Source organism: Jeotgalibacillus malaysiensis (genome assembly GCF_044789845.1).
In the GTDB taxonomy this organism is placed as follows: Bacteria; Bacillota; Bacilli; order Bacillales; family Jeotgalibacillaceae; genus Jeotgalibacillus; species Jeotgalibacillus malaysiensis_A.
Window position 1 is genome coordinate 2,021,325 of sequence record NZ_CP085252.1, and the last position, 24,976, is coordinate 2,046,300.

Here is a 24,976-nt window from a genome sequence, read left to right on the forward strand (position 1 = left end):
ACGCTTTCATAAATCTGATTGTAACACAGATTAATTACGCTAAAACTCATTTTCACACATAAAAAAATGCTCTCAAAGCCTCAAGTGAGTGGCTTTAAGAGCATTTTTATCATTCAGCTGGTTCAAACATTACCGATACGAAAGTATTTTCGCCCATTTCTCTGCGTCCGAGCTGAACGAGTTCATTAGCTGCTTCTTTTGAATGTTCATGATCGATTGATTTTACGGTGATCAAAACCCTTTCTTCATCTGTTCTGACCAATGCATCTTCATAGCCCATGGCCCGTATCATTGTTTCGATCAGCTTCTCTTTTGACTCGAGTCTGTTAAGCTCTTCCATTGCTTCATAGGCTTCATCCTTTTCTGCTGCCGAGAAGTCAGCTGAAGCGACCTTAGATGTCAGCTGTTCCTTCAGTGCGCTTCTTTCATCCTGCACTTCCATTCTCAGTACGTTAAACAGATCCTCCGCGGAAGACTCCGTTGATACTTCAACTTCATCTTCAAATACCCACTCTTCCCCATCCTCGCTGCTGACAACTTCAGCATCCTCATATGTAACCGCGGTCTGGGAGGTCGGTGACATGACATAATATACTGACAGTACCACTACAAGACCGATCATTGTCAGCAACCAGACAGTTTGTTTTTTCAGCATTTGTTCATCCCCTTATTCGTATGGTATGACAGCTACCCTGTGTGTAGACACATCGAGCGCTTTAGAAACCGCTTCAACAATCCTCTTTTTAACCCCCGCTGACTCTGAACCTTCAGCTGCGATCAAAACGCCTGAAACCGGGGGTTTTTCAACATACTTTAACACCGGCTCCGCACCCGGTGACGCTTGTCCGAATACGACTTCTGATGTTGTGGATTTTCTTCCGGATACAGACTGCTGGTTGTCCCTTTGTTCTTCACCATTATCCTGCTGAATTGATTCGTTGCGCTCATAAATTAATCTTTCCCCGCTGCTTAGCGTAATCATGACATCGACTTTTGAAGTACCCAGTGATTTTTTTAAAAGGGATGTGATTTTCTTTTCAAGCTGTCTTTCAAGATCTGTTATCTCAGCTGTCTGATCAGATGAATCCAGCTCGACAATCTCAGGTTCCTCAGGCGCTTTGCCCTGAGTCAGAATCATTACTCCGATAAAGAGGAGTAAAATGATAATCGGGATTTTCTTTTGAAATGTTGGATCTCTTGATGAAAAAACAGCTTCTTTAATTTTATTCATCCTGTCCTCCAATGTTAATCAGTGATCAAAACATTTTCTTCATGAATTTCAAGAAGTGTTGCAATCTCCGATAAGAGCTCTCCCCTGTCCCCCTTATACTCACCATTCATTGATATGATTACTTCATATTCCTCACCCTGACTGTTGACCTGAACAGACTGGATCTCACATTTGCATGCTTGTTCAATTAATGGATGAAGACTTTGTTCACTTTGTTCTAATATGTATGCAGTCTGATCAGCTGACATGCGTTCAATTACTGCTTCACCGCTGATTTTTTCTTCCGTAACCCATTTCTCAATTTTGTCAGGAAATGAAATCGTGAATGACTCAGCATCATTAATCAGATGTTTCACTGGATTAAGGAACCAAAATAAAAAGATCAGCCCTGCTGTAAACTTGATAAACGGCCTCCAGGCATCAGTCGGCGTCAATATTTCAGCAACCAGAACCAGCAGGATCAACACCGCGAGCCCCGTTGCCCACTCTGCAAGAAATTGTATACGCCTCACCTCAGCGAATCATAATTGGGATATTACTGATAAACATCACGACAATAATAGAAATAAAGAAAATGCAGCTCGTGAGCAGCAGTGCAGCAGCGAGATGAAACATCCCCTTACTTGCAGCATCCACAGCTTCTGTCAATCTACTGCCTGCTACAGGCTCCATCATGACAGCAGCCAGACGGTACATAATTGCAATGACCAGCATTTTAATGGCAGGAAATAAAACGATAAGAATCAGAATAAATCCGCCTGCAGCTCCGATCATGTTCTTTGCTAGCATAGAGGATGTCATAACAAGGTCAGCTGTATCAGAAACCACTTTCCCTACAAATGGCAGCATCGTCCCTGCAAGAGTTTTGACTGACTTCGCTGCCACTCCATCAGCTGCAGCTGCGGCAGAAGTCTGAATGGATAAGATCGAAACTGATGTCACAGCAGTTACACCGAGTATCCAGAGTCCTGCCTGTCTGCAAAGCGCAGCTACTTTTCCCATGCTGTAACGGTCGGATAAACAATTCAGCTGATCGAAGAAGATCGAAAAAATAAATAAGGGTATAATCACAGATTTCATCAAAAAAGTAATGACATAAACCATGGCAAGCAGAATTGGAAATGATGCTGCTGAGGTAGCGGGTCCCCCTGAGAGTGTAATGGACGCGATATATAATGGCAGAAGACCGTTTAAAAAAGAAGCTGTGGTCTGAAGTGATTCAAATATGACTTCAAGCATCAACTGGACGCTTGAAGTGATTGTAATTAACACTAGTCCCATTAATATGAGCGGACTGACTGAGGCTACTTGACTACTATTGAATGACTGCTCGATCACATGGATAAAAGAGCTTAAGAGTAATAATAAAACTAACCAAAAAATCAAATGAAGATGATCAGTGACCTGCACCATTGAATAGGCGATCAGCCCCTGGACCCATCCCCATATTCCTTCATCAAAAGAAAACATAACGTCCCATATCGAGGTATTGCTTGAATCGGGAAGATAATCACCATAGGAATCACGTATTTCCTTCCAGTAACCTGTCCATTCAGTATGGTCCTGCTGTTCAAGCTGATTTTTTATCAGTGTCTCTACTTCCTGATGCTCATTCATTTAGCGCCTTCCTTGCATCATATTATCAGGCAATAACTGAAATATTTGTTCGAGCAGCTCAATAAAAACCGGAAAAGCAATTGTTAATATTAACAGCTTGCCTGTCCATTCTATGATCATTGCTAAAAGTGGCTGTTCAAGCTGTTTGACAAGATGAATGCAGATCTCTGATACAAACGCGATCACAAGTACCTTCAATAAAACAATTGAGTACTGATGCAGTCCTGGTACATATCCCGTCAGTTGTGTGAGCAGGTAAGAGGCTTCTCTGATTTTAGTCATAAGCTCATTAACCAGATACACACCCCCGCAAAATGCAAGCAGCATTGCAATAAGAGGCGATCGCTCCTTTAAAAGCAGCGCCAAAAAGCCGATTAAAAAGCAAATACCGGCTGTAACCAGTAGCTCCTGCATGTTAATCCTTAATCGTAAAACATAAGGATTGATCTGACAGCTTCAAAAAAATCACCAAGCGCCTGTATAACAATATAAAGCACATACATTGCTCCAAAAAATGCAAGCCACTGCGCATAATCTTTTTTCCCTGCCTGTTCAAGCACTGTATATAAAAATGCAACTGCAAGGCCAATACCGGCAATTTTAAAAAGCGTTTCTCCATCTATATACACCCGCGATCTCTCCTGGTTTCAAATAAGCAGCAGCACTGCAATACATCCGGTCATAAAACCAATCGTTCTGTAGATCTTTACAAACTTCTGTTCCATCTCAAGTGCTTCTTCATATCTCGCCTGAATACCAGAAATTGTAAACGATAGCTCTTTCTCCACTGAATCTATATGAATATTTTTAAATGCATCACTTACTTTTACAAGCCAGTTAAGATCTTCTTTTTTTAAACAGTTAAAATACCTGGAGACGTTCTGCTTCCAAACAAGATGAAATGGGGCAGTAGCCATATCATGTTGGACCTGCCGTAAAAAGTCACTCAGCGTTGATCCTGATTCACATTGTGCATCAATCATTTCAGTAATAGATGTTCTGCGATCTGAGACTTCTCTTTCCATCCATTTGCAAAGTCTCAAGCACTCAAGCAATAGCTGCCTTCTTCTGATTAATAATGAAGCCCTTCTCATACCCTCAAGTGTAAAGCCTAATATGATACAGACTGTCCCGATTGAATAAATCATCCGGCATCAATTTGATAATTCAGTTTACTGCATTTGACTAAAATAAGATCTGTCAGATTCATCAAAGAGGCCAACTCTTTTTTCTGCTTTAACTCCTGTGATGATTCTGCATGGGCAGTCACCATCATTTTCACCCCAGCAGAAATAACCTCCTCTACCGCTAACGCATCTGCAACTCCACCAATTTCATCGACCGCAATTGTGTCAGGAGACATCGCTCTCAGCATCATTTTCATCCCGCGTGTTTTCGGACACTTGTCCAATACATCAATATTCTCTCCAAAAGTCAGCTGGGGCACCCCCTGATAACAGGCGGCAATTTCTGATCGTTCGTCTATTAAGGAAACCGTTTTAGCCGGTATAAGTTTATCCCCCTGTGAGACAAACCTTACAGCATCTCTAATAAAGGTGGTTTTTCCGCTCCCTGGTGGCCCAAAGATCAGAATATGGGGCCATTGACGGTTATTTGAACGCCAGATTTCAGTCATAATTTCGTTTGAACTGCCTACAAATTCACGTGCGATACGGATTGAAAATGACGAAATATACTTGAATGTAGGCACATGATTCAAGCTTTCCGTCATTTCTCCGGCAACGCCGATCCGGTGTCCGCCTTTTACAGTAATAAATCCTTCTGAAAGTTCTTTTGCTATTGAATAAACAGAGTGATCAGATACTTTTTCAAGGAGCCTGTGACAGTCTTCCTCAGTAGTCATATAACGGATCGTCTGATAACCATCTTTCATTTTCAATACGATCTGTCTGTCTTTTCTGATCCTGATCTCATTTACAGATTCAAGGTACGGGCCTGCTGACGCCATCACTTCTTCAGCTATATGATCCGGAAGGAACGAGAATATTTGATGCATGAGGGTCTCCTTCGTGTTTTACGACTATCTTATTGAAGAGAAGGTTACATTATGCGGAATAAAAAAAACTGCCCGGTTTAATGGACAGTTACAGTGGGATTATTGAATGCGTGATACATAAGACCCGTCAGTTGTGTTAATAACCAGCTTGTCACCTTCATTTACAAAGAAAGGTACGTTGACAGTCAGTCCTGTCTCAACTGTTGCGGGCTTAGAGCCACCGCTTGACGTATCACCTTTAATACCAGGTTCAGTTTCTGTTACTTCAAGTTCTACAGTGTTTGGAAGCTCCAGACCTAACGTTTCAGCCTGATACATCATAATCTGTACTTCCATGTTTTCTTTAAGGAATTTCAACTCATATTCAATCTGTGCTGCAGGAAGTTCGATCTGCTCATACGATTCGTTATCCATGAACACATGCATATCTCCATTTGCATACAAATACTGCATACGTTTGTTATCGATCTGAGCCTTGGCAACCTTTTCACCAGCTCTGAACGTTTTTTCCTGAACTGCTCCAGTACGAAGGTTACGCAGCTTAGAACGAACAAATGCTGCACCTTTACCAGGCTTCACATGCTGGAAGTCCATTACCCGCCAGATTCCGCCATCTACTTCTATTGTTAAACCTGTTTTAAAATCATTAACTGAAATCATTTTTATTCCTCCGTTTTCTTGGAAAATGTCCCTGTTTACCGATAGTAATTGTATTGATTTTCCGGTAAAAAGTAAACGTCCATTTTCATTGATCTTATTTATTTTATAGGATAATCAGATCTTTTGTCGAGTGAGTCAGGGTTTCGTTTCCATTTTCAGTGATGACTGTGTCATCCTCAATCCGGACTCCACCGATTCCAGGCAGGTAAATGCCAGGTTCAACTGTAACGACCATATTTGTTTTGAGTTTCGTCTCAGATCTTGAAGAAAGACCCGGCCCTTCATGCACTTCCATCCCAAGACCGTGACCAAGTGAATGACCGAAGTATTCACCATAACCTTTTGAAGTAATATAATCACGCGCGATTGCATCAGCTTCTTTACCTGTCAGTCCAGGTTTGATTTCTTCCATCGCTTTAAGCTGGGCATCAAGTGTTACCTGATAGATCTCCTTCAGCTTTTCGTCAGGTTCACCAACCGCAAGCGTTCTGGTCATATCAGATGCGTAACCTTTATGAAGGGCACCGTAATCCAGTGTAACAAAATCGCCTTTTTCGATTGTTTTGCTGCTCGCTACTCCGTGCGGTAGTGCTGAACGTGTACCGCTGGCAACGATAATATCAAATGATGACGATACAGCACCAGCATTTCTCATAAAGAATTCAAGCTCATTTGATACTTCAATTTCAGTTCTGCCCGGCTGAATAAAATCCAGAATATGCTTAAATGCTGCATCTGCAATATCAGCTGCTTCTTTAATAATTTTTATTTCATCTGCTGATTTAATTAAGCGCAGTTTTTCGATCGTTCCTGATAAAGGGATCAGCTCTGCATGAATGTGTTCTTCATATTGCTTATATGTACTTAATACAAGATGATCTGATTCAATTCCAAGCTTTTTAATGCCTAGCTTTTCACATTGGTCAGCAATCTCTTTAATAATTGGTTGTTTATGAGTTACTACTTCATAGCCCTCGGCTTGTTTTTCAGCCTGCTCCGTATAACGGAAATCTGTAATGAAGACTGCTTTTTCAGCTGAGATCAGTACAGCGCCTGCAGATCCGGTGAAGTTCGTCATGTACCTGCGGTTATATGGGCTGGTGACTAAAATGCCATCAGCAGTGCCCGCTATTTCATTTCTTAATTTTTCAATTTTGCTCATGATGATTCTCCTTTACATGTTTAATTAAGGCGTTTAAAGCCATTTCGTATCCATACACACCAAAACCTGAAATTTGTCCAATTGCTTCAGCTGCGATCATGGACAGATGTCGAAAAGGTTCCCGTGCATGGATATTGGATAAGTGCACTTCTGTAACGGGAATTGAAATCGCTGCTACCGCGTCTCTTAGTGCGATACTTGTATGCGTGTAAGCAGCAGGATTAAAAATAATCCCTTTGTATTGGTGATCCTCGGCATGATGCAGCGCATCAATTAATTCACCTTCGTGATTAGACTGCTTTGCGTCTATGATAAAACCTTGCCTTTCAGCGACTGAAGCCAGGTGAAGCTCAATCGATTCAAGTGTGTCTGTACCATAAATTTCAGGCTCTCTTTTTCCCAGTCTGTTGAGATTGGGTCCGTTAAGCAATAAAATTTGATTCACAGCAGTTCACTCCTTTGCCCTTTACTTCGTCACACAAACAAATTGTAACATAATCGCCGTTCAATGTTTTGAATCTTTATCTCTATACGGTTCCTGATAGGAAATCGAATAGCCGGTAAACAAACCGTATAAGATAAATAATGAATGAAGAGAGACGATCGTCCTTACTTCAAGTGCAACCGGATCAATACGCCAGTCATTTAACCACCCAAGAAGCAGCAGCACACCTAATATAAACAGTCCGAAAATAATACTCGGATAAACTGTATGACTGTTTTTAAAAAACATATAATAAATCAATGCCCAGATAAACGAAGACATCAGTAACATACCTAAAAACAGCAGCTCAGTGACCCAGCTGCTTTGAAAATCTTCAGCAATGTAAGAAAAGTCGGGTTTTAGCAGATCTTTTTCGATAAAATGAAAGAAGACATAAATTCTGTAGATACTGTAAAATATCAGCGCTCCTGCGATAGACGTATAGATGGCGAGTGTAAATCTTTTAATTGTGGGAAACTCCAATTGGATCTCTCCTTTTTATCACCCATTATGCCACTGAATTAAATACGTTATTCCATGCGCCGGATAGTAGAAGAATGGCAGATTTTTTAGTAAACTAAAATTACCTTATTTATGATCAGCTTTAGCTGAATGATTGAATATTGGAATGTAAGGAATAGGCTGGTGTAAAAATGAAAAATCAAAAACCCGCTTACGGCGGACAGGCAGTAATGGAAGGCGTTATGTTTGGCGGTAAACGTCATACAGTTACTGCAATTAGAAGGAAAGATGATTCAATAGAATACTTCGACCTTCCGAGAAAACAAAACCCTACTTTTCAGAAGCTGAAAAAAATACCTTTTTTAAGAGGGATTATCGCGCTGATTGAAGCAAGCGCAAATGGCACACAGCACCTGAACTTCTCAAGTGAAAGGTATGACGTGCTGCCTGAAGAGGATGAAAAGGTTCAGCAGGAGCAGAAATCATCCAAGCTTGAGATGGTCTTTGGTATTGCCGCTATTGGTGTTCTGTCATTTTTATTCGGGAAATTTGTCTTTACGTTAATACCAGTGTTTTTAGCAGAACTATTCCGTTTTGCAGTACCTGGTGATGTTGGACAGGTCATGCTTGAAAGTGTATTTAAGGTGATTCTGCTGTTAGCTTATATTTACTTTATTTCACTGACGCCATTGATCAAGCGTGTTTTTCAATATCACGGAGCAGAACATAAAGTGATTAATGCTTATGAAAATAACCTGCCACTATCGGTTGAAAATGTTCAGTCCCAGTCAAGACTACATTACAGATGCGGATCAAGCTTTATTCTTTTTACTGTTATTGTCGGCATGTTTGTCTATTTACTTGTCCCGACTGAGCCATTAACCGCAAGGATTCTAAACAGGATCGCACTGATTCCTGTCGTACTTGGTATTTCTTTTGAAGTATTGCAGATCACAAACAGAGTGCGTGACATTCCGGTACTGAAATTCCTGGGTTACCCCGGGCTGTGGCTGCAGTTACTGACGACCAAAGAGCCTAAGGATGATCAGGTAGAAATCGCAATTGCTTCATTTAATAAGATGCTTGAAATGGAGGAAGAGGCTGAAAAAGGTTTAAAAAAAGCTGCACTTGTCTAAACTAATAAAAAGGTTTGCTGCGGGAGGTGGCTGCATTGAATGTTAAAAGTATCGTTTTCTATGCCGTTATTGGTCTGGGAGCGTTTGGATTAATTTCAATGATTTTATTTGAACCGGGTTCTTTACTTAGAATGATCCTGATTTACGCACTGATTGCTGCTGCTATCTTTGGTATTTACCGTTTTGTAATGTCTCGCAGAGGTAACAGTCAGGAAAACAGTGCTTATAAAAAAGCTGTCCGTCAGTCAAAAAAGAAATATCAGCCAGCAAAGCCTTCAAAGGTCAGAAAAATTCAGCCCGCACAACGAAATCAATCTCAAAGAAAGCCTGCTAAAAAAGCTGGTGCTGCAAGATTGAATGGACCGAAGCTGACAGTAATTGAAGGTAAAAAAGGCAAAAAGAAAAAGCGAATGACCCTTTAGCACCTGAGCAATCAGGTGTTTTTATTTTGATGAAAATAAGGCCTGGACAATGTCCAGGCCTTTTAGCAATATTTATAACCCACACTTCAACTGTGCATTACAGTTTGTACATGTGTTACAGCCGCCGATTTCTTTCACTGTTCCTTTGCGGCAGACCGGGCATGTGTTGCCGACTTCAGATCCGATCGTTACGTTAGTTGATCTCAGATCCTGAATGGTATCAATTAATACCACATTCTGTTTTTCTCTTGGCTTTTGTTCTGTATTTTCTTCAGCCTTTAATGTCAGCACCTGGCTGTCACGGCTACCGTCCACGTATACTGTTCCACCCTTAGCGCCACCACGATAAAGTCGCTCATACACGCTTTCAACCTGCTCAACAGAATAGCCTTTTGGCGCATTCACTGTTTTTGAGATGGAGCTGTCAATCCAGCGCTGGATTACGCATTGTGTATCAGCGTGTGCTTCTGGTGCAAGCTCCATTGCAGTTACAAAGAATGACGGCAGTTCTTCACCCTCAGTTTTATTATTTAACTCCAGATATTCTTTAACGATATCTGCTTTCACTTCGATAAACTTACCTAAACGGCCGCTTCTGTAATAAGTGTAAGAGAAGTATGGTTCAAGTCCTGTTGCTACCCCCACCATTGTTCCTGTGCTGCCTGTTGGCGCAACTGTAAGTAGGTGCGAGTTGCGGATTCCACTTTCAAGAATACCCTCTCTGACCTGCTCAGGCATTTTTTTCATGTAGCCGGAATTAATAAATGCTTCTCTCAGACGCTTTGTTTCTTCGTCTGTATCACCTTCTAGGAACGGGAATGAGCCACGCTCTTTAGAAAGTTCAACAGATGTTTCATAAGCCGTTACAGCAATCGTTTCAAAGATTTTATCTACTAATTGATTCCCCTCTTCTGAACCGTACTCCTTTTCACAATAAATCAGAAGATCTGCAAGCCCCATGACACCAAGACCTACACGACGCTCCCCAAGCGCCTGTTTCTTATTCTCTTCAAGAAAATAAGGTGTAGCATCAATCACGTTGTCCTGCATTCTAACACCTGTTGCGACTGTTTCTTTCAGCTTGTCAAAAAGCACTGTTTTGTTTTTCTTATCTGCAAACTCTGCAAGGTTCACAGCAGCAAGATTACACACAGAAAATGGTGCAAGTGGCTGTTCTCCGCAAGGATTTGTAGCTACAACCTGCTGTCCGTAAGCTTTTGCATTAGTCATGTCGTTTGCATTATCAATGAAGAAAATACCAGGCTCAGCAGAATAAGTTGCACAGATATTAATCAGATTCCAAAGCTCTTTTGCTTTGATCGTGCGATAAGTTCTGACCTTATTACCCTGTTCTTCCCACTTACGCACATCTCCAACTTCATGCCACTCTGCATTATAACGAGCCATTTCGTCTTTAGAGTATGCTTCTACATGTGGGAATCTCAGTGCGTAATCCTGATCTTCATCCACAGCTTTCATAAAGTCATCAGTCAGACAGACAGAAATATTCGCACCAGTCAGGAAGTCCGGGTTGTGAACAGAGTAATTGCCGCCTTCAGCAAGCTTCTGTTTTGCATCATTAATTATTTCCTGATTAAATCCACCAAAGCCTTCGATGGTTTCGTAGTTGACAATGCTTTGATACATTGCTGCTTCCTGCTCAGTTAGCGGTGTGAATTTAAGCTTTTCCTGAGCAATTTTTTTAATGAATTCGTCGTTTGTTGTCTCTAGTAAGAATCTTAAAATTCTAGGGTTCTGCATTTTAGAAATAATAAATTCAATAATATCCGGGTGCCAATCTGAGAGCATAATCATTTGTGCCCCACGTCTTGAACCACCTTGTTCAACAAGATGAGTCAGCTTCGCGATATCATCGAGCCACGATACAGACCCTGATGATTTTCCGTTTACTCCGCGGGCAAGTGTGTTTCTTGGTCTCAGTGTTGAACCATTCGTTCCTACACCACCACCGCGACTCATGATCTCCATTACCTGCTTACGGTGATCTGAAATACCTTCTCTTGAATCCTGAATAAAAGGCATAACGTAACAGTTAAAGAACGTTACATCCGTTTTTGCCCCTGCACCATATAACACGCGGCCAGCCGGAACAAATCTCATGCTTGAAAGTTCACGATAAAACTTCTCTGTCCATTCCTTCTGCAATTCCTCAGTTTTCTCAACAGATGCAAGGCCTGTCGCATTTCTAAGTGCAATCTGCTCGTAGTATACTTCAAGCGGTTTTTCAATGACGTCAAGTGACCGGACAATAATACCCGATTCAACTTCTTTCGGTGTATCCAGTGAATTTTTAAATTCATCTTCCACCTGAACTGAAGCGACACCTTTTTCCCAGTCAATTTCTTTAATGAAGCCAAGTCCGCGAGCCGGGAATTTCGGATCCTCCCTGACAGTCAGTACGACAAAATCTCCCTCGCTTAGCGTTTTCTTTTCAGTGTCCTTGAACGCATAGCGGTCTAACATGACGAGCCTTGAAACACCTGTATGTGTCAGCGTCATGTCTTCTGTAATCGGGTGAACCACTTCGAAAGACTGAATGTCCTCATTTAATTTTTCTTTATTTAGTGCTGGCGCTGATGCTGATAATTGGGCCACTTTCATTTCCCCTTTCGACATATATCCTTAATAAACAGCAGGTTAAGTAATAACTACTGTATGTATTACCAATAATATATACCCTCAAACCAAAAAACACAACATATTGTGTTTAGATTTTTACCACTCATACAATATATAGTTTTTTGTGTCAATTGCAAAATTTATGTCAAATCCAATAAACAGAGAAAAACAGATGAATCCTTAGAGAATTTAAGAAAACATATTGGAAATTTGTCATTTTGAAATGATTTCATACTTGTTCTTTTTCATCAAGTGATGTCCATGAACTTGTCAAAAACTGATCACAAATCTGATAATTTTCTTTGAACTTATGAGAGCCGGCTACTATAATAAAGAATAGTGTGAGATAGAAAGGGGTTAAAAACTTGGAGTCATTATATGTACTGATCATTGTGCTTGTAGCCATTATTCTTTATTCAGTTTTCACTTACTTCAGACAGAAAAAAATTCTGAAGACGTTAACTGAAGAAGAGTTTAAAGCAGGTTACCGTAAAGCACAATTGATTGATGTCCGTGAGCAAAAAGAATATGACGGGGGTCATATTTTAGGAGCAAGAAATATTCCATTATCACAACTGAAAATGCGACTTGGTGAAATCCGTGCTGATAAGCCGGTTTATATCTATTGCCAGAACGGTATGAGAAGTGGACGTGCAGCACAGCTGCTACACAAAAAAGGCGTAAAAGACCTTTATCAGCTACAGGGCGGCTTTAAAAAGTGGACAGGTAAAATTAAACGTAAATAATTTAAATCATAAGAAGAGCCTCCTGAACGAATCAGGAGGCTCTTCTTATTTTATACTTCTACAGCTTCTTTTTTCATGTATCTTAGAACGGGCTTACGTGCTGCCTGCGTTTCATCGAGGCGGCTGATCACCGTTGTATGCGGTGCTTCCTGGACGATTTCAGGATTTTCTTCCGCTTCTTTTGCAATCTGGATCATTGCTTCAATAAATGAATCGAGTGTTTCTTTTGATTCAGTTTCAGTTGGCTCAATCATCATACATTCCTCGACGTTGATCGGGAAATAGATGGTTGGCGGATGGAAACCAAAGTCAAGCAGTCTCTTTGCAATATCCAGCGTACGGACGCCAAGTTTTTTCTGGCGTTTACCACTGATAACGAATTCATGCTTACAATGTCTGTCATATGGCAGATCAAAATATTCAGCAAGTCTTCTCATCATATAGTTTGCATTAATCACTGCATTCTCACTTACTGCCTTTAAGCCATCAGGACCCATTGTTCTGATATAAGTGTATGCACGGACATTGATTCCGAAGTTGCCATAATAAGGCTTCACACGACCGATAGAGTCCGGACGGTTATAGTCAAATGTATAGCCTTCCTCCGTTTTAACAAGTACCGGCTTAGGCAGATAAGGAATCAGGTCCTTCTTTACTCCAACAGGACCTGAACCGGGACCACCGCCGCCGTGAGGACCAGTGAATGTTTTATGAAGATTTAAATGAACGACATCAAAGCCCATATCACCAGGACGTGCTTTAGCCAAAACAGCATTCAGGTTTGCACCGTCATAATAAAGCTTTCCGCCTGCATCATGGATAATTGATGCCATCTCCAGAATATCCTCTTCAAACAGTCCGAGCGTATTCGGGTTCGTCAGCATTAGAGCAGCAGTCTGATCGTCGACCACTCTTTTCAGGTCCTCAAGATCAACAAGGCCGTTTTCATTTGATTTTACAGTGACTGTTTCAAAGCCCGCAACAGTGGCAGAAGCTGGATTTGTTCCATGTGCCGAGTCAGGCACGATCACTTTTGTACGGTTAAAGTCTCCATTTGCTTCATGGAAGGCCCTGATCATCATCAGCCCCGTCCACTCACCATGTGCGCCTGCTGCCGGCTGTAGCGTCACTTCATCCATACCAGTAATTTCAATTAAGTGCTCCTGAAGGTCATACATCATTTCCATCGCACCCTGGACAGTGCTTTCATCCTGAAGCGGGTGGATGTGAGCAAATCCTGCATAGCGCGCAACTGCTTCATTCACTTTCGGATTGTATTTCATTGTACAGCTGCCAAGCGGATAAAAACCTGAATCTACTCCGTGGTTTCTCTTAGATAAGGCTGTATAATGCCTCATAATATCAAGCTCAGATACTTCAGGCAGCTCAGGAGATGCCTTACGTACAAAGCCTTCGGGAAGAAGGTCTTCAACATTTGATTGTGGCACATCGAGTTCCGGGAGACTATAACCGATTCTCCCCTCACGTGACAATTCAAAAATTAACGGCTGGTTCTCATTACGCATATTGCTTCAGCTCCTCTGCGAGTAAATCAATCTCTTCTTTCGTACGCTGTTCGGTTACGGCAATCAGCATTTGATGCTGACGGCTGTCAAAGTCTCTTCCAAGATCATATCCGCCAATGATGTTTTTCTTCATCAGGGCCTTATTTACTTCAGAAACAGGCTGATTAAGTTCAACAACAAATTCGTTAAATGTATAACCACCGTTTACTATAGGTAAGCCTGCTGCCTGCAGCTGTTTTTTTGCGTATGCAGCTTTTTGAAGGTTCTGGTGGGCGATTTCCTTTATACCCTGTTTCCCAAGAGCTGTCATGGTTACAGAAGACGCTAAAGCATTGAGCGCCTGATTTGAACAGATATTAGATGTTGCTTTGTCTCTTCTGATGTGCTGCTCACGTGCCTGAAGCGTTAACACATACCCACGCTGTCCTTCTTCATCATTCGTTTCCCCGACCAGACGGCCAGGTACTTTTCTCATAAGTTTCTTTGTGACGGCAAAATATCCGCAGTGAGGTCCTCCAAATGATTGCGGGAGACCAAATGGCTGTGCATCACCCACGACAATATCTGCTCCAAATTCGCCCGGCGGTGTCAGAGCACCGAGTGATAGAGGATTTGAAGATACAACAAACATTGCTTTACTACCGTGCGCAAGCGCTTCAATTTGATCCAGTCTCTCAATCTGACCAAAGAAGTTTGGATATTGCACCATCACGGCAGCGATTTCATTTGACATAAGCGCCTCAAGTTGATTAAGATCTGTCACACCGTTTTTTTCAGGTACTGTAATGACTTCAATATGCTGTCCGGCTGCATAAGTTTCAAGTACCGCTTTTGATTCGGGATGAACAGCACCTGAGACTAATACCTTTTTACGTTTCGTCTGACCAGCAGAAAGCATTGCCGCCTCCGCAAAAGATGTACCCCCGTCATACATTGAAGAGTTGGCTACATCCATTCCAGTCAATTCAGCAATCATGGTCTGGAATTCAAAAATAGCCTGAAGTTCACCCTGTGAGATTTCTGGCTGGTAAGGTGTATAGGCTGTATAAAATTCCGATCTTGAAATGACGTGGTCCATAATAACCGGCGAGTAATGATCATATACACCCGCTCCAAGGAAAGACGTATTCTTCTGAGTGTCAGCATTTTTTCCTGCTAGCTGTGCCAGTTCCTTCATTAAAGCTGATTCAGTTTTCGCAGGCTTGATCTTTAACTCTCCTTTAAAGCGTACTTTTTCAGGAATGTCCTCAAAAAGTTCTTCCACGGATGAAACGCCAATCGTCTTCAGCATTTCCTTCTGATCCTGTTCAGTCATTGGTAAGTAACGATGCTTCATATTTGCTGCTCCCTTCTTATTTACCTTTTATAAAATGGAGATTTTACAACTTCGGCTTTTAATTTCTTTTTTCTGACTTCAACGTAAACTTCCTGACCAAGTGAAGCAAATTCTTTCTTCACAAGGATATAGCCTACGTTTTTACCAAGTGTCGGAGATTGCGTTCCAGTTGTTACGAATCCAATTTCTGTATCATCTGCGAATACTTTGTATCCATGACGCGGGATTCCTTTATCAATCATTTCAATCCCCACTAATTTACGTGGCGCCCCATTTGCTTTTTGTTCTTTCAATACTTCCTGACCGATAAAAGCCGCCTCTTTATCAGGCTTAACAGCAAATCCGATACCAGCTTCAATAGGAGAAATGTCTGCAGTGAGCTCCTGTCCGTATAACGCAAGTTTCGCTTCAAATCTGAGCGTATCACGCGCACCAAGTCCGCATGGCAGCAATCCATCTTCTTTTCCCGCTTCAAGCAGCTCTTTCCAAAGCTTTTGTGCATCTTCAGGATTGCAGTATAGCTCAAACCCATCTTCACCTGTGTAGCCTGTTCTTGAAACCAGCACCGATGAACCGTTAATATTCACGTTATCTTTAAATTTAAAAAATGTAATCGCACTCAGGTCTTCTTCAGTCAGCTTTTGAAAAATCTTTTCAGCTTTAGGTCCCTGCAGGGCAATCTGAGCAACGTGATCTGAAATGTTTTCTACTGATACATTGTCAATTTTATGCTGCTGGAGCCATTCTACATCTTTCTCAATATTAGACGCATTGATCACGAGCAGATAATCATTTTCGCCTTTTTTATAAACAAGCAGATCATCAACCGTGCCGCCATTTTCGTAACACATAGCCGTGTACTGTGCTTGTCCGTCTTTAATTTTACTAATATCGTTTGTCATCATTTTCTGAAGGTAAGCTAGACTGGCTGATCCCGTCACTTTCACTTCTCCCATGTGGGAAACATCGAATAAACCTGCATTCTTTCTTACGGCATGGTGCTCTTCTTTGATACTTGAAAACTGTACCGGCAGCGCCCATCCTCCAAAATCAATTACTTTTCCGCCAAACTCTTTATAAATGTTAAAGAGCGGGGTTTTCTTCAAAGTGTCATTCATCAGGCTTTCCTCCTCTTATTGGTCCAAGTACAAATACATACAAAAAAGGACAGGGATACCCCTTTTAAAAACGGGTCCCTGTCCTTTTCACCTGAAAGTTTTACCTTGCGGCTTTCCTCTTTGGTGGTTTCATCAAATGAGAAACACTCTCCAGAGTTGCGTCCGGCAGAAGTCTTTTTGCCTGAGAGATTCACGGATCAGTTTGCTCCTTCGGCGCTCTCTATAAAAGAGTCTCTCCCTCTGCTTTCATTCGCTTATATTTGTTTAATAAATGGACACAATAATAAATAGTTTATTCATTTCTTTCTGATTACGCTTAAAATCATCTTTATCGTACCATCATCTTTCTGTTACAACAATCATTAATTGCAATGAAAGGAGATTTATTATGTCTATTTCAGTTGTTTCTGATGAAAAAAACTGGAAAGAAAATTTTCTGTCATATTTATATTCACCTAAATCTCCAAACTTCCATTTAAATCATATGGTACGCCAGCTTCACCAGGGGGAGACTGTAAAAGAAGGAGAATTGAAATCAATAGCAGCTATGATTTCATTTACACCACTCCCCCATCAGATTGATGCAGTTAAAAAAGTTGTCTTTGATATGAACGGGCATGCGATTCTTGCAGATGAAGTGGGTCTTGGAAAAACAGCTGAAGCAGCAATGATCTTAAAAGAACTTCAATTGAGATATCTTGTTTCTTCTGTTTTGATTCTTGTTCCTTCATCATTAGCCGGACAGTGGCAGACTGAACTTAGCAGCCTTGGTATCTCTTCGATGATTCATAAAGGAAAAAAAGAGTGGCGAACTTTTCCGGTAACAATCGCTTCGATTGACCTTTTAAAAAGAGAACCTTTCAAAACCGTATTTACTGACCTTGCATTTGATCTTGTAATTGTAGATGAGGCACACAAACTTTCTAATCCGAAGACAATGAATTATCAATTTGTCGCTTCTTTAAAAAGAAAATATCTGCTGCTCTTAACAGCAACACCCGTCCAGAACAAATCCGAAGAGCTTTATACGCTGTCAACGCTAGTTAAGCCGGGACTGTTTGAAGATAAAAAACAATTTAACAGACTGGCCAGGGAGAATACAGATGATTTCCACGGACGGATCAGTCAATTGATGATTAGAACAAGAAAGCAAGATACAGATATTAAATGGACAAGCCGGAAAATTGAAGTAAAATGGCTGGAACAGCAAGGGTATGAAAAAGAACTTTACGTGGCTTTGGAAAAAGCATTCAGAGAACTAAGAAGATTAAATACGCACCAATTTACTCACCTGACACTGCTTAAGCAAGGGTGCAGTTCAAGTATCGCATTGTTAAAAGCACTCAGAAGAGATCAGCATAAGGATATATGTCACATTCTCGGGCCCATCTTACAAGTTACGCCTGATCAGCTGGAAACGATTAAAGGAAAAGAGATTTTGAATATTATTAAAAAAAGACAGGATAAAGTGCTGATATTTACACAATACCGGGCAACGCAGCTTTATTTGCAATGGTATTTAAAGCAGCACGGGGTGTCTTCTGTCATGTTCCGGGGTGGTTTCAAAAAAGGGAAAAAGAAATGGATGACAGATCTTTTCAGGGATCATGCGGATGTAATGATCGCTACTGAAGCAGGATCGGAAGGACTGAATCTGCAGTTTTGCAGCTGTGTAATACATGCGGACCTTCCCTGGAACCCGATGAAGCTTGAGCAGAGGATTGGAAGAGTCCATAGACTGGGACAGAAAAATGATGTTGAAATCATTTATTTATTAAACCGGCATACGATTGAAGAGCGGATCTGGACGCTATTGAATAACAAAGTTCATTTATTTGAAACGATTATAGGGAAGCACGAACAAATTCTTTCACCGTATAATACAGAAGCAGAAAAATATCTGGAGGATGCTTTGATGAATTCACGGTCTGAAAATGAAATAAAATACAAGCTGGATTTACTTGAAGATTATTTAGCAAATGAGGGCATAAATAATGATAGAAAAATACAGACTGGTTATTGAATACTTAAAATCACTTGGGGCAATTGTAACAGAATCCTCTGGTAAAGCGGCTGTCCAGCTGACTGAGCAACTGGACAGAAAGTTTATGAACAGGCCGTTTTATTGGCATTACAGAGATGCACTGCATCAGCCGGGGGATCCACTTCATATCATCATTACAGATTCTACCGGTGCTGAGATGCATAAAGATGTTATTCAAATATATCCTGACCACCCGATTTTCCAATCAATATTTCATTCAGCGCAGATCGAAAACAGGTTCTATACAGCCTACGAAAATACAGAAGCTTTAAGAGAATTATTTCCATGGATGACAATAGACCTAACTGCAGAGGCCGTGCCCCCGGGTTCAGCAAGTATAAGATTTAATGGACGTATGTCTCTGATGACCGGACGTATGGTGATGAGCAATTTAAATACCCTTGAAGATATACTGACAGCTGACCGTCCAAACGGAAGCATACTCCGGCCGCATAAAATTCCTTATGAAACTTCATTGAATAGATTAAATCATCAACTTGAAAAATATATTGAAGATCAATTTAACCTTAAAACAAAAAAAGTTGAACCTGCTGCTTATATTCATACTTATCATATTTCTGCCGGACTGGTTTATCTCCAATCACCTTAAGAGTGAAATCATTTCTGATACAGTCTCCTGAGGTGAACAATCTGATACTGAAACCTGATGATGAGATACGCTCCTGTACTCCCTGTCTCTCTTTTCATAAAGATTCTTTAATTCTTCATAGGGTCTCGCTGCAACCGGTCTTGAAGTATCACCCTGAATTCTTGCATACAACTCTTCAAAGGGTGCATGAAGATAAATGATTGTCCCTTCATTACGCATCCACCGGCCGGTTTCCTCCATATAAAGTATTCCACCACCAGTGGCAATAATCTCCGCATCAGAATTTCTTAATGAATCAGCTTCAATTTTCCTGAAAGCTATTTCTCCATCTTCTTTAAAGATGTCACTGATCTTTTTATCAGACTGCTGTTCAATCACATGATCCAGATCGACAAAAGACAGGTTTAATTCCTTACTTAACAAACGCCCGACTGTTGATTTACCGGCACCCATAAAACCGACTAAATAAATTTTCATGTAAAATCTCCTTAATTATTTTTGCTCCATCATACATGAAATCTATGAAGATGCCTATTGCTGATTCCACAAATCCTCTGCTGCATCCCGGTAATACTCACTCATCATCTCTGCGTGGCGCACCCGGTCAACAGTAATAGCGGCAATTACAGTCGAAGCGGATAGCAAAAGAATAAAAAACAGCAGAACCGGCAGTAACACTGATCCTTTGTCATTCATCAGGTGCACTATAGAACAAACTTTTTTTATCATCACCATTTACGAAACGAACTCCCATCGTAATGATTTCTCCATCTGTACTGAAGTTAAGGTCAGTTATGCCGGTTAAGTGAATTTCATGTCCGGTTCCATTTACCGTTTTTCTGAGTACTGAGCCGTACTTTGAAAAAACTACTTTGTCATTGCCTTTATGAAGCGTAATAGACTGTGCCGTGTTTGAAGCCACGACCATGCCACTGATCTCATTTTGAAACTGGATGGAAAACAAATCCCACTCCTTTGAATGGTTCTGCATACTGATCAGATGACTATAGCTGAATATCAACATGGCAAAAAGTGGTGCAATCAAAGTTAATATCGCTACACTGATCATTACTTCAAGCATGGTAAATCCATCACAATTACTGATTAATGCAAACTTCTTTTTCTTCATGATTTCGAATGCAAAGCGCTGATGTATTAATTTCAATCGTGTATTCTCTCCCATCCTTATATGAGTGAGTCTGAACATGATGATTGGAGTGAATCAGCTTTACCTGTTCATAAGCTACTTCATACATTCTATAGCGTTCCTCTGCTTCATCGGCTTTCACATTCAGCAATACAACAACCGGGATGATAAACAGACAAAATGACATGCAGATACTTAACGACAATATACTTTCAATCATTGTAAATCCCTTATGGTTTATCCACATAAAATCGTCCTTTAGCTAAATGAAAATGAATGTTAACCGGTGAGTCATCCACCCTGAACCGGACAACACCAAATGTTGTGGTATTTCCGGTAGGATTATATCTGAATTGTTTCAGCGTACTTGTCTCCAGAAGTTCAATGTGACCTGGCAGCTTTACTTCAATCAGTAAGGTTTCGTTAGGAGGATATCCGACAATGACTTTGTAAGACTGCTGAGACACATCGAACCTTACATTCAAATATTGTTTTTCTTTAATTGCATACAGCTGAGCGTAATGAAGGTCGTTTGTAATTTGAGTTTCAAATGATGTGGAAACCCTTTTTACTGAGGAATAAATTGAAGTTGAAATGAGGATCAATGTACTTAATAACAGCATTACAATGACTAATTCAATCATCGTAAAACCTTTCTGGTTCTTAAGGCTCATTAATTATGGTTACGTTGCCTTCTGAACCGATTGCCAACTCTCTTCCATCAGGACAGGTTGTTTCTTCCTGATTTAAATATCCCGCAACCTGAAGATCTTCGATTGATGCCGGCAGGGATTTTTCAGACATTCTGTATGATTCCACCCGCGCCTGGACCATCTGCTAAGAAGACTGTCCAACGCAACAGTATAATAGACCTATTTATTAATTTATTGTAAATGGTTGTTCCAGTCTTCCTCAAACTCTGCTCTATGCTCATCAATGTAGAGGTCTTGCTTGTACTGGTAGCGATAATAAACGGCTCTACTCTCTTTTACTTCTCCAACTGATTCATCTAAAGTAAATTCAGTATCGGATAAAACAGCATTAATCTTTTTTACTTCGTCATTATAATTAGGAAGCTTGTAGAAAAACTCCACATGTTCCTCACCTGTGACAACAATTCTGTCTAATACCTCTATTTTCTTTAATTTGCCTGATTGAACATCTTTTGAATACTGTTTAATCTCTTCATATTTTGCAGTAACTATTTCTTTTAGATATTCAATTTGCTGTACATTTAATCGTGCAATTATCTGATGCTTTTCATTGATTAAATCATCATTCTTTTTAATTCTTGCTTGAAATCTATTTATTACCACGTTTTCATCAAGAAGCATGATTTTATTCTCAATATTCTCTATTTCCTGTTCAAGTTGATCTATCTCTTTATTAAGTCCATTTTTTATTTCATTCAAAGCACTCTCAGCATAATCCAAGTGTTTAAGTAACATACTCTTAACAGCGTGAGCTTTAATATTATCTAATATAGGCAATGTTTCAGAGCGTGACATCATATTATCGAGAACACTTTCAGATATGCCCTTCTGGTCACACACTGTTCTACCCTGCTTATTGCGAGTCCAGCACATGTACATATAAACTCTTGTCTTTTCTCCAGATATCATTTTATTATTGGAATGTCTAACAAAATTAGAATTACACTTACCACAGACAATTTTCTTAGTATACCTGTCATTCTTAGGCGCTTTATATCCTTTTGTATCACCCTGTTTAGTAGTCTGAACCCTTGCATTCATCTTCTCATTTGCTTCAATCCATTCCTCTTTTGAAACAATTGGTTCAACCGCATTTTCAATGTATACCCATTCAGACTCATCTAGTTTTGTTCTTCTACTATCTGTAATTGAATATTTAGTCTGCTTGTTTTTGGTTGCTGTCCCGTAATAAATAGTGTTTTGAACTATCCGAGTGACTTTATCTCTTGACCACTTTTTACCTGTCTTTGTAGGAATAAAGCTTAAATTCAAATCAATTGTGATTTTATGAGTACCATCAGTTTTTATACGCTTGAAAATCTCTCTTACAATTCTAGCCTCTTCAGGGACAATAACAATTTCTCTATTTTCGTTCCGAGTATAACCATATGGAAGCCTTGACGGGTTATATGTTTTAATATTTCTCTTTTTACCCCACTTAACTCGTTTTGATTGATTTCTTGATTCTTCTTCAGCTAATTGAAAAAGCAAACCTAAACGAAACTCCCAATCTGAATCCATTGTAGAAATGTTTGCATTTTCAAAGAATACAAAGACTTTTTTATATCTCAATTCAGCAATTAGTTTCATCGCATCGCCAGAATTTCTACTAAATCTGCTAGTGTCTTTTACCAAAATTATGGAAAATTGTGACTCTCTTGCTTTTGAGGCAGTGAAATCATATTGTTTATGACCCTTATGGATATAATCAATCCCTGCGTCATAAATCATAGATAGGAACGAAGCACGCTGTGATGAAGTTCCAGAAATACCCTCATCTGCATAGACATTATACAAGATCAAATTTTCTTTATCGTCACAAAACGATTCATAATGCTTCTTCTGAGACTCATACGATTTTAGCTGATCTTCTGAATCAGTTGATACCCGAGTATAAGCAGCCACCAATATTTTATCTGGAAGCCTGATTCCATCATCAGTAATATTTTTTATTTCTTTCATCTACTCACCCTCTCATTTCTGACATATAACAATTATAACGCATTCACATATTGAATTGACACACAAAAACAACATTTTACAGTTAATATAGCTACAGGAAGTTTTATCACTACTATTTCTCAATTCGGCTTCATATTTTCAATTTCTCAGCGTTCTATATATTTTTGAATATCATTTATCACAAACCTCATAAAACACTCACAAATTAAAAATAAGAAGTATCAGACGTATGCAGCTTTATTTATAGCTAAAAATATTGATTGAAATGGTTAAAGTTTAAGTTTAATGTTAATTTATTACACACAAAGGGGTTAGGTTTAATGAGCGTAGAAAGAAAATTCATGAATGCTTTTATTGGTGAAGGATTTGAAGATCAAAAAGTAATGATGGATGTGAAGAAAAGTTTCTATGGACTGGAAGATGAGACAGTTACTTTCTCGTTGGATAGCAAAGATTATTTTGAAAATGATTTAATCGAAAAGTGGATGAACGAATTCATGTATAAAGGTTGGGGAGATGAAGAGGAATTAAAAGAAAGGTTTGCTGAAAGTCCATTGAATCAATATGCTGAATTAATATTTGAATGAAAAAATCCCCTCTACCTTGTCTGGTAAAGGGGATTTTATAATATTATGAGTAAATTATAACCTCAACATTAATTCCATATTCAGTAGTATCAGTCTCTATTTCATCTCCACTATTAACCTTAAATTTCCCACCGTATAAAGTAGCGTCTACTTCTAACTTTTTGTTTTCATTAAGAGCTTCTAATATAATCCTCTTTTTTGTGATGAAATTCTTTTTTAGAACATAGCCAACTTTATATCCATTAACATGTACTGCTATTGCTTCATTATCAAACTCATTATCTGGCTCAGGCTTCAATTCCACTTCATGAAAACTTTCTTCATCATACTGATAAATTCTTTCGTCATAAGTATCTTCAATAATATCTTTATTCTTCATTCCTTGATACTGTTCATCAAATCCATAATGTTCTTCTTTATCAAGTTTGATAGCCTTTTTAATTGCTGGCTGATTATTAAAAGCACCTGCAACCCTAAATTCATATACTTCATAATTCTTTACAGCTTCTTTTGGAGTTTCTTGAACCTTTTCTTCAAGTTTTATCGCATGAACATTTTCATTAGTCGGTATCTCAGGCTTAGTGCTAACAGTTGTTATAGCTTCATCTTTTTTCTTTTTCTTGAACAAATCGAATATACCCATTAATAGACCACCTTTCAAATATTATTAATCTTGAATTGCTGTCAGAATATCATTTTCAAAGTAAAGATATTTTGAATAATATACCCATTGTTCATCAGTTCCAGATGAAGTAATTGTTTTATTAATATCATTAGGCTCTCCCCAACGTTTTTTAACTTCTTCTGATGTCATTCCTATTCTAATAGTAGAAGATTCCGCAATCTCTTGCTCTTTAAATCTAGCTTTAAGAATTTTAAGCTTACTTTCATCAATATAGTCTTTATACTGCATTGCTTCTTCCATCAAGAAATAATCTTCACTTCTGCTGATCTGAGTAACAGCCAAATTAATTAAAGTATGTAACTTTTCTTTATTTCCACTGTCAGTTTCTTCATCATATAAGAGAACCGCTAAGCCTAGTGATTCCCCCAGAAGTTTATTCGCTGAAATATTATCATTAATTTCTTTAATACGTTCTTCTATACTGATCTGATTATCCGAAGAATTATCTTCAGATTCTTCCGCAACAACAGTTTCAGTTTCAATAATGTCATCTTTAATAGCTATATCATCTTTAGGTAGCACTAACATCAAAATTACAACTATCGCAAAAGCTAATCCACTTAATAAACCTATTTCTAGCTTATTCAGCTTCCTCACATTACCCCTCCTAAAATTGTTTATATTAGGTAAATAGTAACACAATATAATCTTAAAGAAACATAAAAATGTAA

The 24,976-nt window shown here is 39.4% G+C and carries 31 protein-coding genes and 1 riboswitch; of the genes, 6 read left to right on the forward strand and 25 right to left on the reverse strand.

What is annotated here, in order from left to right; all coding sequences use genetic code 11:
* Window positions 1-109 precede the first annotated feature (109 nt).
* The 12 genes from LG330_RS10880 to LG330_RS10935 form a co-directional block, all read right to left on the reverse strand.
* Window positions 110-655 (reverse strand): SpoIIIAH-like family protein, encoded by a 546-nt coding sequence (locus LG330_RS10880; RefSeq protein ID WP_404403730.1) that lies wholly within the window; start codon window positions 653-655, stop codon window positions 110-112.
* Window positions 656-667: 12 nt separating this feature from the next.
* Window positions 668-1,231: a hypothetical protein gene (locus LG330_RS10885; RefSeq protein ID WP_404403732.1), complete on the reverse strand. Its 564-nt coding sequence runs from the start codon at window positions 1,229-1,231 to the stop codon at window positions 668-670.
* 14 nt (window positions 1,232-1,245) lie between these two features.
* On the reverse strand, window positions 1,246-1,743 hold the full coding sequence (locus LG330_RS10890; protein WP_404403734.1) for a stage III sporulation protein AF: 498 nt from the start codon (window positions 1,741-1,743) through the stop codon (window positions 1,246-1,248).
* A 1-nt stretch (window position 1,744) separates the two neighbouring features.
* Window positions 1,745-2,848 (reverse strand): stage III sporulation protein AE, encoded by a 1,104-nt coding sequence (locus LG330_RS10895; protein WP_404403736.1) that lies wholly within the window; start codon window positions 2,846-2,848, stop codon window positions 1,745-1,747.
* A complete protein-coding gene (locus tag LG330_RS10900) occupies window positions 2,849-3,262 on the reverse strand; it encodes a stage III sporulation AC/AD family protein (RefSeq protein ID WP_404403738.1) in 414 nt (137 codons plus the stop codon). It lies immediately after the preceding gene.
* A gap of 8 nt (window positions 3,263-3,270) precedes the next feature.
* On the reverse strand, window positions 3,271-3,477 hold the full coding sequence (gene spoIIIAC, locus LG330_RS10905; protein ID WP_404403740.1) for a stage III sporulation protein AC: 207 nt from the start codon (window positions 3,475-3,477) through the stop codon (window positions 3,271-3,273).
* A gap of 18 nt (window positions 3,478-3,495) precedes the next feature.
* Window positions 3,496-3,996, reverse strand: a complete 501-nt coding sequence (locus tag LG330_RS10910) for a stage III sporulation protein AB (RefSeq protein ID WP_404403742.1) — start codon at window positions 3,994-3,996, stop codon at window positions 3,496-3,498.
* Complete coding sequence (locus LG330_RS10915; RefSeq protein ID WP_404403744.1) at window positions 3,993-4,865, reverse strand: ATPase, T2SS/T4P/T4SS family; 873 nt, start codon at window positions 4,863-4,865, stop codon at window positions 3,993-3,995. Before LG330_RS10915 ends, LG330_RS10910 begins: the two co-directional genes overlap by 4 nt.
* Window positions 4,866-4,964: 99 nt before the next feature.
* Entirely contained in the window at window positions 4,965-5,525 is a 561-nt protein-coding gene (gene efp, locus LG330_RS10920; protein WP_404403746.1) for an elongation factor P, read from the reverse strand.
* 103 nt (window positions 5,526-5,628) lie between these two features.
* Window positions 5,629-6,687, reverse strand: coding sequence for a M24 family metallopeptidase (locus LG330_RS10925; RefSeq protein ID WP_404403748.1), 1,059 nt, complete (start codon window positions 6,685-6,687; stop codon window positions 5,629-5,631).
* Window positions 6,674-7,132, reverse strand: a complete 459-nt coding sequence (gene aroQ, locus LG330_RS10930) for a type II 3-dehydroquinate dehydratase (RefSeq protein ID WP_404403750.1) — start codon at window positions 7,130-7,132, stop codon at window positions 6,674-6,676. The genes LG330_RS10925 and aroQ overlap by 14 nt, the downstream gene beginning before the upstream one ends.
* Before the next feature lie 60 nt (window positions 7,133-7,192).
* Window positions 7,193-7,654 carry a YqhR family membrane protein gene (locus LG330_RS10935; protein WP_404403752.1) on the reverse strand — a complete coding sequence of 154 codons (462 nt, stop codon included), beginning with the start codon at window positions 7,652-7,654 and terminating at the stop codon, window positions 7,193-7,195.
* 170 nt (window positions 7,655-7,824) lie between these two features.
* On the opposite strand from LG330_RS10935, the gene LG330_RS10940 reads away from it, so the two are divergent.
* Together LG330_RS10940 and LG330_RS10945 are read left to right on the forward strand one after the other, a co-directional pair.
* Entirely contained in the window at window positions 7,825-8,769 is a 945-nt protein-coding gene (locus LG330_RS10940) for a DUF1385 domain-containing protein (protein ID WP_404403754.1), read from the forward strand.
* A gap of 35 nt (window positions 8,770-8,804) precedes the next feature.
* Window positions 8,805-9,191 carry an SA1362 family protein gene (locus tag LG330_RS10945; RefSeq protein ID WP_404403756.1) on the forward strand — a complete coding sequence of 129 codons (387 nt, stop codon included), beginning with the start codon at window positions 8,805-8,807 and terminating at the stop codon, window positions 9,189-9,191.
* 72 nt (window positions 9,192-9,263) lie between these two features.
* Here the strand turns inward: LG330_RS10945 and LG330_RS10950 are convergent, their stop codons facing one another.
* Complete coding sequence (locus LG330_RS10950; protein WP_404403758.1) at window positions 9,264-11,813, reverse strand: vitamin B12-dependent ribonucleotide reductase; 2,550 nt, start codon at window positions 11,811-11,813, stop codon at window positions 9,264-9,266.
* 383 nt (window positions 11,814-12,196) lie between these two features.
* On the opposite strand from LG330_RS10950, the gene LG330_RS10955 reads away from it, so the two are divergent.
* The gene (locus LG330_RS10955; protein WP_404403760.1) at window positions 12,197-12,577 is read left to right on the forward strand and encodes a rhodanese-like domain-containing protein; all 381 of its coding nucleotides are present in this window, start codon (window positions 12,197-12,199) and stop codon (window positions 12,575-12,577) included.
* A 50-nt stretch (window positions 12,578-12,627) separates the two neighbouring features.
* Here LG330_RS10955 and gcvPB read toward each other — a convergent pair whose 3' ends face one another.
* From gcvPB to gcvT, 3 genes are read right to left on the reverse strand one after another with little or no spacing between them, the layout of a single operon-like run.
* Window positions 12,628-14,103, reverse strand: a complete 1,476-nt coding sequence (gene gcvPB, locus LG330_RS10960) for an aminomethyl-transferring glycine dehydrogenase subunit GcvPB (protein ID WP_404403762.1) — start codon at window positions 14,101-14,103, stop codon at window positions 12,628-12,630.
* The gene (gcvPA, locus tag LG330_RS10965; RefSeq protein ID WP_404403764.1) at window positions 14,096-15,439 is read right to left on the reverse strand and encodes an aminomethyl-transferring glycine dehydrogenase subunit GcvPA; all 1,344 of its coding nucleotides are present in this window, start codon (window positions 15,437-15,439) and stop codon (window positions 14,096-14,098) included. Before gcvPA ends, gcvPB begins: the two co-directional genes overlap by 8 nt.
* A 20-nt stretch (window positions 15,440-15,459) precedes the next feature.
* Entirely contained in the window at window positions 15,460-16,557 is a 1,098-nt protein-coding gene (gene gcvT, locus LG330_RS10970) for a glycine cleavage system aminomethyltransferase GcvT (RefSeq protein ID WP_404403766.1), read from the reverse strand.
* A 159-nt stretch (window positions 16,558-16,716) separates the two neighbouring features.
* Window positions 16,717-16,807: riboswitch (glycine riboswitch) on the reverse strand.
* 138 nt (window positions 16,808-16,945) lie between these two features.
* Here gcvT and LG330_RS10975 point away from each other — a divergent pair.
* Complete coding sequence (locus tag LG330_RS10975; RefSeq protein ID WP_404403768.1) at window positions 16,946-18,580, forward strand: DEAD/DEAH box helicase; 1,635 nt, start codon at window positions 16,946-16,948, stop codon at window positions 18,578-18,580.
* Window positions 18,552-19,211 carry a YqhG family protein gene (locus LG330_RS10980; RefSeq protein ID WP_404403770.1) on the forward strand — a complete coding sequence of 220 codons (660 nt, stop codon included), beginning with the start codon at window positions 18,552-18,554 and terminating at the stop codon, window positions 19,209-19,211. The genes LG330_RS10975 and LG330_RS10980 overlap by 29 nt, the downstream gene beginning before the upstream one ends.
* Here the strand turns inward: LG330_RS10980 and LG330_RS10985 are convergent.
* From LG330_RS10985 to LG330_RS11015, 7 genes are all read right to left on the reverse strand, one after another.
* Window positions 19,203-19,688, reverse strand: coding sequence for a shikimate kinase (locus LG330_RS10985; protein WP_404403772.1), 486 nt, complete (start codon window positions 19,686-19,688; stop codon window positions 19,203-19,205). The two genes, LG330_RS10980 and LG330_RS10985, sit on opposite strands and share 9 nt — an antisense overlap.
* A 54-nt stretch (window positions 19,689-19,742) precedes the next feature.
* The gene (locus tag LG330_RS10990) at window positions 19,743-19,907 is read right to left on the reverse strand and encodes a hypothetical protein (protein ID WP_404403774.1); all 165 of its coding nucleotides are present in this window, start codon (window positions 19,905-19,907) and stop codon (window positions 19,743-19,745) included.
* Window positions 19,900-20,376, reverse strand: a complete 477-nt coding sequence (comGF, locus tag LG330_RS10995; RefSeq protein ID WP_404403777.1) for a competence type IV pilus minor pilin ComGF — start codon at window positions 20,374-20,376, stop codon at window positions 19,900-19,902. The genes LG330_RS10990 and comGF overlap by 8 nt, the downstream gene beginning before the upstream one ends.
* Window positions 20,309-20,578, reverse strand: a complete 270-nt coding sequence (locus LG330_RS11000) for a hypothetical protein (RefSeq protein ID WP_404403779.1) — start codon at window positions 20,576-20,578, stop codon at window positions 20,309-20,311. Before LG330_RS11000 ends, comGF begins: the two co-directional genes overlap by 68 nt.
* 10 nt (window positions 20,579-20,588) lie before the next feature.
* A complete protein-coding gene (gene comGD, locus LG330_RS11005; protein WP_404403781.1) occupies window positions 20,589-21,032 on the reverse strand; it encodes a competence type IV pilus minor pilin ComGD in 444 nt (147 codons plus the stop codon).
* Window positions 21,022-21,162 carry a hypothetical protein gene (locus tag LG330_RS11010; protein ID WP_404403783.1) on the reverse strand — a complete coding sequence of 47 codons (141 nt, stop codon included), beginning with the start codon at window positions 21,160-21,162 and terminating at the stop codon, window positions 21,022-21,024. Before LG330_RS11010 ends, comGD begins: the two co-directional genes overlap by 11 nt.
* An 80-nt stretch (window positions 21,163-21,242) precedes the next feature.
* Window positions 21,243-23,033, reverse strand: coding sequence for a recombinase family protein (locus tag LG330_RS11015; protein ID WP_404403785.1), 1,791 nt, complete (start codon window positions 23,031-23,033; stop codon window positions 21,243-21,245).
* A 320-nt stretch (window positions 23,034-23,353) separates the two neighbouring features.
* Here LG330_RS11015 and LG330_RS11020 point away from each other — a divergent pair, with 320 nt between their 5' ends.
* The gene (locus LG330_RS11020; RefSeq protein WP_404403787.1) at window positions 23,354-23,620 is read left to right on the forward strand and encodes a hypothetical protein; all 267 of its coding nucleotides are present in this window, start codon (window positions 23,354-23,356) and stop codon (window positions 23,618-23,620) included.
* Window positions 23,621-23,663: 43 nt separating this feature from the next.
* Here the strand turns inward: LG330_RS11020 and LG330_RS11025 are convergent, their stop codons facing one another.
* Window positions 23,664-24,263, reverse strand: a complete 600-nt coding sequence (locus LG330_RS11025) for a hypothetical protein (RefSeq protein WP_404403789.1) — start codon at window positions 24,261-24,263, stop codon at window positions 23,664-23,666.
* 24 nt (window positions 24,264-24,287) lie between these two features.
* On the reverse strand, window positions 24,288-24,902 hold the full coding sequence (locus LG330_RS11030; protein WP_404403791.1) for a hypothetical protein: 615 nt from the start codon (window positions 24,900-24,902) through the stop codon (window positions 24,288-24,290).
* Between the last annotated feature and the right edge of the window lie 74 nt (window positions 24,903-24,976).

Coding starts and splice junctions, on each gene's coding strand:
- LG330_RS11015 (WP_404403785.1), bottom strand. CDS start 23,033: ATGAAAGAAATAAAAAATATTACTGATGATGGAATCAGGCTTCCAGAT.
- gcvT (WP_404403766.1), bottom strand. CDS start 16,557: ATGAATGACACTTTGAAGAAAACCCCGCTCTTTAACATTTATAAAGAG.
- LG330_RS11010 (WP_404403783.1), bottom strand. CDS start 21,162: ATGTCTGAAAAATCCCTGCCGGCATCAATCGAAGATCTTCAGGTTGCG.
- LG330_RS10915 (WP_404403744.1), bottom strand. CDS start 4,865: ATGCATCAAATATTCTCGTTCCTTCCGGATCATATAGCTGAAGAAGTG.
- LG330_RS10990 (WP_404403774.1), bottom strand. CDS start 19,907: ATGAATGACAAAGGATCAGTGTTACTGCCGGTTCTGCTGTTTTTTATT.
- LG330_RS10880 (WP_404403730.1), bottom strand. CDS start 655: ATGCTGAAAAAACAAACTGTCTGGTTGCTGACAATGATCGGTCTTGTA.
- gcvPB (WP_404403762.1), bottom strand. CDS start 14,103: ATGCGTAATGAGAACCAGCCGTTAATTTTTGAATTGTCACGTGAGGGG.
- LG330_RS10980 (WP_404403770.1), top strand. CDS start 18,552: ATGATAGAAAAATACAGACTGGTTATTGAATACTTAAAATCACTTGGG.
- LG330_RS11020 (WP_404403787.1), top strand. CDS start 23,354: ATGAGCGTAGAAAGAAAATTCATGAATGCTTTTATTGGTGAAGGATTT.
- LG330_RS11000 (WP_404403779.1), bottom strand. CDS start 20,578: ATGATTGAAAGTATATTGTCGTTAAGTATCTGCATGTCATTTTGTCTG.
- LG330_RS10975 (WP_404403768.1), top strand. CDS start 16,946: ATGTCTATTTCAGTTGTTTCTGATGAAAAAAACTGGAAAGAAAATTTT.
- gcvPA (WP_404403764.1), bottom strand. CDS start 15,439: ATGAAGCATCGTTACTTACCAATGACTGAACAGGATCAGAAGGAAATG.
- comGD (WP_404403781.1), bottom strand. CDS start 21,032: ATGAGCCTTAAGAACCAGAAAGGTTTTACGATGATTGAATTAGTCATT.
- LG330_RS10940 (WP_404403754.1), top strand. CDS start 7,825: ATGAAAAATCAAAAACCCGCTTACGGCGGACAGGCAGTAATGGAAGGC.
- LG330_RS10925 (WP_404403748.1), bottom strand. CDS start 6,687: ATGAGCAAAATTGAAAAATTAAGAAATGAAATAGCGGGCACTGCTGAT.
- LG330_RS10900 (WP_404403738.1), bottom strand. CDS start 3,262: ATGCAGGAGCTACTGGTTACAGCCGGTATTTGCTTTTTAATCGGCTTT.
- LG330_RS11025 (WP_404403789.1), bottom strand. CDS start 24,263: ATGGGTATATTCGATTTGTTCAAGAAAAAGAAAAAAGATGAAGCTATA.
- efp (WP_404403746.1), bottom strand. CDS start 5,525: ATGATTTCAGTTAATGATTTTAAAACAGGTTTAACAATAGAAGTAGAT.
- LG330_RS10985 (WP_404403772.1), bottom strand. CDS start 19,688: ATGAAAATTTATTTAGTCGGTTTTATGGGTGCCGGTAAATCAACAGTC.
- LG330_RS10910 (WP_404403742.1), bottom strand. CDS start 3,996: ATGATTTATTCAATCGGGACAGTCTGTATCATATTAGGCTTTACACTT.
- LG330_RS10950 (WP_404403758.1), bottom strand. CDS start 11,813: ATGAAAGTGGCCCAATTATCAGCATCAGCGCCAGCACTAAATAAAGAA.
- LG330_RS10895 (WP_404403736.1), bottom strand. CDS start 2,848: ATGAATGAGCATCAGGAAGTAGAGACACTGATAAAAAATCAGCTTGAA.
- LG330_RS10885 (WP_404403732.1), bottom strand. CDS start 1,231: ATGAATAAAATTAAAGAAGCTGTTTTTTCATCAAGAGATCCAACATTT.